This window comes from Sodalis sp. (in: enterobacteria), assembly GCF_047607725.1.
In the GTDB taxonomy this organism is placed as follows: domain Bacteria; phylum Pseudomonadota; class Gammaproteobacteria; order Enterobacterales; family Enterobacteriaceae; genus JBLKSS01.
Genome location: NZ_JBLKSS010000224.1, coordinates 1 through 4,970, shown reverse-complemented (window position 1 = coordinate 4,970; position 4,970 = coordinate 1). Strand labels below are relative to the sequence as shown.

At 61.0% G+C, this 4,970-nt stretch carries 11 protein-coding genes and 2 pseudogenes; 10 read left to right on the top strand and 3 right to left on the bottom strand.

Features of this window, described 5'->3' with window-relative positions:
• The 10 genes and pseudogenes from ACMX3H_RS16980 to ACMX3H_RS16935 form a co-directional block, all read left to right on the top strand.
• Window positions 1–220, top strand: a pseudogene (locus ACMX3H_RS16980) (hypothetical protein); the annotation flags it as partial.
• On the top strand, window positions 217–372 hold the full coding sequence (locus ACMX3H_RS16975; protein WP_415211658.1) for a hypothetical protein: 156 nt from the start codon (window positions 217–219) through the stop codon (window positions 370–372). The pseudogene ACMX3H_RS16980 and the gene ACMX3H_RS16975, both read left to right, overlap by 4 nt.
• Window positions 335–649 carry a hypothetical protein gene (locus ACMX3H_RS16970; protein WP_415211657.1) on the top strand — a complete coding sequence of 105 codons (315 nt, stop codon included), beginning with the start codon at window positions 335–337 and terminating at the stop codon, window positions 647–649. Before ACMX3H_RS16975 ends, ACMX3H_RS16970 begins: the two co-directional genes overlap by 38 nt.
• Window positions 546–1,423: pseudogene (locus ACMX3H_RS16965) on the top strand (Mu-like prophage major head subunit gpT family protein). Before ACMX3H_RS16970 ends, ACMX3H_RS16965 begins: the two are co-directional and overlap by 104 nt.
• A 214-nt stretch (window positions 1,424–1,637) precedes the next feature.
• Window positions 1,638–1,997 (top strand): hypothetical protein, encoded by a 360-nt coding sequence (locus ACMX3H_RS16960; RefSeq protein WP_415211656.1) that lies wholly within the window; start codon window positions 1,638–1,640, stop codon window positions 1,995–1,997.
• Between the two features lie 76 nt (window positions 1,998–2,073).
• Window positions 2,074–2,391 (top strand): hypothetical protein, encoded by a 318-nt coding sequence (locus tag ACMX3H_RS16955; RefSeq protein WP_415211655.1) that lies wholly within the window; start codon window positions 2,074–2,076, stop codon window positions 2,389–2,391.
• Window positions 2,333–2,878: a phage tail sheath subtilisin-like domain-containing protein gene (locus tag ACMX3H_RS16950; protein ID WP_415211654.1), complete on the top strand. Its 546-nt coding sequence runs from the start codon at window positions 2,333–2,335 to the stop codon at window positions 2,876–2,878. Before ACMX3H_RS16955 ends, ACMX3H_RS16950 begins: the two co-directional genes overlap by 59 nt.
• The gene (locus ACMX3H_RS16945) at window positions 2,815–2,982 is read left to right on the top strand and encodes a hypothetical protein (protein ID WP_415211653.1); all 168 of its coding nucleotides are present in this window, start codon (window positions 2,815–2,817) and stop codon (window positions 2,980–2,982) included. Before ACMX3H_RS16950 ends, ACMX3H_RS16945 begins: the two co-directional genes overlap by 64 nt.
• Before the next feature lie 11 nt (window positions 2,983–2,993).
• Window positions 2,994–3,362: a phage tail protein gene (locus ACMX3H_RS16940; protein ID WP_415211652.1), complete on the top strand. Its 369-nt coding sequence runs from the start codon at window positions 2,994–2,996 to the stop codon at window positions 3,360–3,362.
• A gap of 3 nt (window positions 3,363–3,365) precedes the next feature.
• Window positions 3,366–3,860, top strand: coding sequence for a hypothetical protein (locus ACMX3H_RS16935; RefSeq protein WP_415211651.1), 495 nt, complete (start codon window positions 3,366–3,368; stop codon window positions 3,858–3,860).
• 120 nt (window positions 3,861–3,980) lie between these two features.
• Here the strand turns inward: ACMX3H_RS16935 and ACMX3H_RS16930 are convergent, their stop codons facing one another.
• The 3 genes from ACMX3H_RS16930 to ACMX3H_RS16920 form a co-directional block, all read right to left on the bottom strand.
• A complete protein-coding gene (locus ACMX3H_RS16930) occupies window positions 3,981–4,253 on the bottom strand; it encodes a hypothetical protein (RefSeq protein WP_415211650.1) in 273 nt (90 codons plus the stop codon).
• A gap of 142 nt (window positions 4,254–4,395) precedes the next feature.
• Window positions 4,396–4,611: a 3'-5' exoribonuclease domain-containing protein gene (locus ACMX3H_RS16925; RefSeq protein ID WP_415211649.1), complete on the bottom strand. Its 216-nt coding sequence runs from the start codon at window positions 4,609–4,611 to the stop codon at window positions 4,396–4,398.
• 33 nt (window positions 4,612–4,644) lie between these two features.
• Entirely contained in the window at window positions 4,645–4,854 is a 210-nt protein-coding gene (locus tag ACMX3H_RS16920; protein ID WP_415211648.1) for a hypothetical protein, read from the bottom strand.
• Window positions 4,855–4,970: the final 116 nt, after the last annotated feature.

The following is a 4,970-nucleotide window of genomic DNA, read 5'->3' as shown; positions in this document are numbered from 1 at the left end:
GGGTGAAAAAGATGTGGCGCTGCTGCGTGAGCACCTGGCCACCCGTCAGCCGATTGCCGCCCTGTCGGGGCTGCAGACCGGCGGCGTTGCGCCGCAGGGTATCGAGGCGCGTCCATCGCCCCTGGGCGCATTGGATGCGCCGGCGCTGGCCGCCTGTCATGCCTTTGGCCACAGCGCCGAGACCATTGCCAACATGATGAAAGATGAGGTGCAGCCATGACCGCCACCACGCAGGACCGTAATACCCCGTACCGGGACGGCGAGCTGACGCCCTATCCGGTGGCGGCGAAAGAAATAATCCCGGCCGGCGTTATCGTCTGTCTTAAGGACGGCTATGCCGTCAACGGCCAGAGGGGCGAGGGTCTGGTGTAATGCCGGGCGGGCTGATGAGGCTATCGACAACAGCAAGGGCGGCAACGGCGACCAGCACATATTGTTGGTGCGCCGCCACAAGGCGTTTTTGTGGGAGAACGACGGCTCGGTGAAGCAAGAGCATGTCTGCAAGCCGGCCTATGTGGTGGATAACCAGACAGTCGCAGCGACGGATGGCAGCGCACCGGCGCAAGGCGGCGGTCAGCCCACCGCCGCCAGCCGGTCAGCCGCAGGCACCATCATCATGCTTGACGCAGCGGGCGTCTGGGTCGAATAAGGAGAAACTGCATATGTTAGTGAATGCCGCAAATTTAAGGGTGATTTTCTGCAACATTAAACTCACTTTTAACCAGGCGTTTGACGCCGCGCCCACACAGTGGGACAAGGTGGCCACCCTGGTGCCGTCCACCGGCAAGGAGAACACCTACGCCTGGTTAAGCCGCTTCCCGCGGATGCGCAAATGGATAGGCGACAAGCAGGTCAAGGCGCTGGCAGCGTCAACCTATACCCTGGTCAATGATGACTATGAGGCCACGATGGAAGTGGACCGCAACGACATCCAGGATGACCAGCTGGGTGTTTACCAGCCCCAGGCGCAGGATGCGGGCTTTGCCGCCAAACAGTGGCCGGACGAGATGGGGACTATCGCCCGCGTGCTGCCCGCCTGCTGGGTGACCTTTCTTGGCGTGCAGCAGAGCCGCCCGGTCAGTACCCTTAAACACCGTTTTTACACCACCGGGCGTTTCTCGGTGCTGCTGGCGGCCTGTTCGGTGCATGAGGAAGCCGCCCGGCGCGTGACGAAGTGGGCTGCAACCGGCTGATTCGCGCCGTGCGGTGTTTAATGAGACGTCAGGATATGGGGTTGCCTATCGAGCCATTGCTGCCGGGCCGGATACGTTCGCTGTTTAGCACCCGCCTGAACAGTGATGCCCTGGCTGCCTATGCCTGCGAGTTCGACACGGTCTGGGTTGAAGAGGCGCTGGATAACGGCCGCTGGCCTGCACCGGAAAGCAACAATGACCCTGACCGGCTGTCAGGGGCGACTGGATAGGCCGTGGCCGATGCATGAGCGCAACCTGGCTGGCGTATCACCTTGAGGGTCAACCAACAGTTGCCGCGCAGGATATCGTGACCACAAGGGCAAAAGACCATGATTGACGTGATGGTCTGCATGTGCCGAATACCGTCTACTATCATCGTCGCCTGGCCGAAGGTGAACTACCGCTGGACAACGAGCGCGATAAACCATCCACCAAGGGGGACGCATGAGCATTGATGCCGTGATACCGACGCCAACCTATAAACCCGGCTATTACTTTGGGTTTAACACCACCCTGGCATCACGGGCGCTGGCCACCAACGACCAGAAGCTGGTCATTCTGGCCCAGCGCAGCACCACGCCGGACACCGACGGGCTGACGCCGGTAAATGTGTTCAGCGATGAGGACGCCGCTAGTCTGTTTGGTCGTGGCTCCCAGGCGCACCGCATGGCGCGGGCCGCCATCCGCGCCAACGATACCCTGCAGCTGGCGGTGGTGGGGATACCGGATAGCGAGTCCGGCGTGGCGGCCACCGGCACGCTGGTACTAAGGGCAGCGCCAGCGGCGATAGCGCCGCGGCGCTGATGGTGAGCCTGGTCGAGGCCATCAACACCCTGGACGCGCTACCGGTGACGGCGGTAAAAGTCCCGGCAAGCAGCTGGTGCTGACGGCGCGCAACAAAGGGGCCTGTGGTAACCAGATTGGCGTGGCCGTCACGGTCAGCGCGCCGGGTATCACCGCCGCGCTGACGCCGATGCGCGGCGGCGAGGGCGACCCCGCACTGGATGCGGCGCTGGCGGCGATTTTCAGCGCCGGGCATACCCTGGTGATTTCGCCGTACGCCAGCAAAACCGCGCTCACCACCCTTGCCGCCTGGCTGGACAAGGTCTCCGGGCCGCTGGAGCAGCGCGGCGCGCTGGGTGTGGGTCGGCTGGAATGGCTCACTGTCAGGTGGCACTACACTGACCACCACCGTTAACGCCGCGCGCATCACGATGGGCTGGTACAACGGCTCAATGCTGCCGAACGGCGAGCTGGCGGCGCTATATGCTGCCATCATCGCCAGCGAGTCCGACCCGGCACGCCCGCTCAATACCCTGGCGTTACCCGGCGCGGACATCACGCCGCAGGACAGATGGCCGGGGCGCAGCGAGCAGGAAAACGCGCTGGCCAACGGCCTGACGCCTTTTGAAGTGAACGGCAGTCAGGTGCAGATTGTGCGGGCGGTCAGCACCTATGTGAAAAACAGCATGGGGGTCACCGACCGTTCGCTGATGGATATCACGATATTGCGCTCGCTGGACTATGTGCGCCTGGCCTGCCGTACCAGTATCACTCAGCGCTTCCCGCGCGAAAGCTCAACGATATCCGCCTGCAGCGTATCCGCTCCGAGCTGCTCGATGTGCTGTATGCCCTGGAGCAGCTGGAAATCGTTGAAAACGTGGATGCGCACAAGGACCAGCTGACGGTGACGCGCAGTCGGCAGGATGACAGCCGCGCCGATGCCAGTATCCCGGCGGCGGTGGTGCGCGGTCTGCATGTGTTTGCCGCCACCATTTATCTTTTGTAAAGGGGGCATGTATGACACTGGAATACACCGGCGCGGTGGTGCTGAAGGTCAACAGCACCGAGGTGGAAGTCACCGAATTCAGCCCGCGCGAGACCACTGGCAAGCAGCTGGTCAAGACCATGAATTCCATCGGGCGCGCCAAGGGCTACACCCAGGGGATTGCCACCTGGGAGCTGTCCATCACCGCTGTGGTGCTGGTCAACAATACCCTGCACTGGGAAAAAATCTCGGGAGCGAAACTGACGCAATACCCCTCCACCGGCGGCAAGCGCATCACCTATCAGGATGTGTTTGTCACCGAGGTGGGCGAACAGTATACCGTTGACAATGAGGCCCGTATCACCATTAGCGCCTTTGCACTGAACAAGGTTGAGGAGTAATCGATGACATTTACCCATAGCACCACCCTGCCGGTGGGCATTTACCACGACGGCGTACTGCACCGTGAGGTGACTGTCCGCCTGGCCACCGTGGGCGATGAAATCGCCGTTATCGAGGCCGGTATTCCCGAATCCGGCACGGTGGTCGGTATTCTGGCCCGCTGCATGACCCAGCTGGGTACCCTGGCACCGGAAGAGATCACCTATCAGCTTTTGTGCGACACCCTGGTGCAGGAGGATTATGCGGCGCTGCATACCGCCCAGCTTGAGGCGAAAAAAAAAGCTCAGCGCGCTGAAGCCCGACTGCGCGCCTACCGTTTCGCCCTTGTCCGACTCGGACAATACGGCATCAGCGCTGCTCACGCCCGCTGCCTTGACGCTGTAGCCCTGGGCGGGCTGCTCGACGCTATCGGGCGTCTGGAAAACCCCAAGGGCTGGCGGAAAAGCAGGACCATCAAAAGCCTGCCCCGCCGGCCTCCCTCAGCCAAACGGACGTAATCCATGGCCCGTGAATTTGATACCCAGCTACGCTTTGGCGTCAAGGACAGCACGACGCCGGGCATTCGCCGTCTGTCGGAGGAGTTCCGCCGCCTGCGCCAGGCGCGGGAAACCCTGGGGCTACGAGGCGAGCGTCACCTGCAGCGGGAAATCCAGCGTACCCAGGCGGCCTATCAGCGCCTGGCGCGCAGCGGTACCCTGTCGGCCAGCGAGCAGGTGCTCGCCTATGACAAGATGCAGACCAGCATTGCCCGACTGCGTCAGGAGATGGCCGGGGCCGAACGTCAGCAACGCAGCTGGCTTAAGGAGACGCTGTCCCTCGGCTCCGGGCTGGTCGCCGGAGCCATGACACTGCGCCAGCCCATTACCCGCCAGATGGACTACGATGCGCACCTGCGCAAACTGGCCAATTTTGCCTACCGCAATGATAACGCGACCGTGCGCGAGGCGGGCCTCAAGGTTATTGACCAGAACATTCGCGCCGCCACGCGCGCCGGCGGCGGCACCCCAGGCCCGGCCATGGAAGCGCTGGAAATCATGCTGCGCTCCATGCCGAAGGAAAAAGCCTTTTCCTATTTGCCGGAGGTGATGAAAAACGCCACGGCCACCACAGCAGCGCAACACGGTCTGGTGGACGTGCCGCTGCTGGCCTCGGTTGTGCCACCCGCCCTGTTACCGGCTCAAACATCACCACTGCCACCGACAATATCGGGCAGCCGGCTTTTTTACCCAGCGTTTCGATATCGAGCATCACGTTATTTATGGGTCTGTTCATCACTTGTCCTCAATGCTGTTTTTTATAGTGCATTACCGCCTGTTTCATTTGCTGGCTGATAGCGTCTGAATAAATCATGCGTTGCCGTGCGTCATAGAAACGCAGGCTGAATGGCACCGGGACGAGGCGTGACTCCTGCACCAGACTGAGGTCATTAAGATAATAAATACAGCGATTGCCGTTATCCCAATATTCACATTTAATCACACGATATAACATGTTTATTTCTTCCCGGGTGGGTAAAGAAAAACAGGCATGACTTTTATTTGGCACAAGCCAGCATCGGCGGATTTACGCCATTCTAAAACAGGGCATTAATGCGTCGTTTCTTTAGT

Coding starts and splice junctions, on each gene's coding strand:
- ACMX3H_RS16925 (WP_415211649.1), bottom strand. CDS start 4,611: ATGCTCGATATCGAAACGCTGGGTAAAAAAGCCGGCTGCCCGATATTG.
- ACMX3H_RS16960 (WP_415211656.1), top strand. CDS start 1,638: ATGAGCATTGATGCCGTGATACCGACGCCAACCTATAAACCCGGCTAT.
- ACMX3H_RS16940 (WP_415211652.1), top strand. CDS start 2,994: ATGACACTGGAATACACCGGCGCGGTGGTGCTGAAGGTCAACAGCACC.
- ACMX3H_RS16935 (WP_415211651.1), top strand. CDS start 3,366: ATGACATTTACCCATAGCACCACCCTGCCGGTGGGCATTTACCACGAC.
- ACMX3H_RS16975 (WP_415211658.1), top strand. CDS start 217: ATGACCGCCACCACGCAGGACCGTAATACCCCGTACCGGGACGGCGAG.
- ACMX3H_RS16970 (WP_415211657.1), top strand. CDS start 335: ATGCCGTCAACGGCCAGAGGGGCGAGGGTCTGGTGTAATGCCGGGCGG.
- ACMX3H_RS16920 (WP_415211648.1), bottom strand. CDS start 4,854: ATGTTATATCGTGTGATTAAATGTGAATATTGGGATAACGGCAATCGC.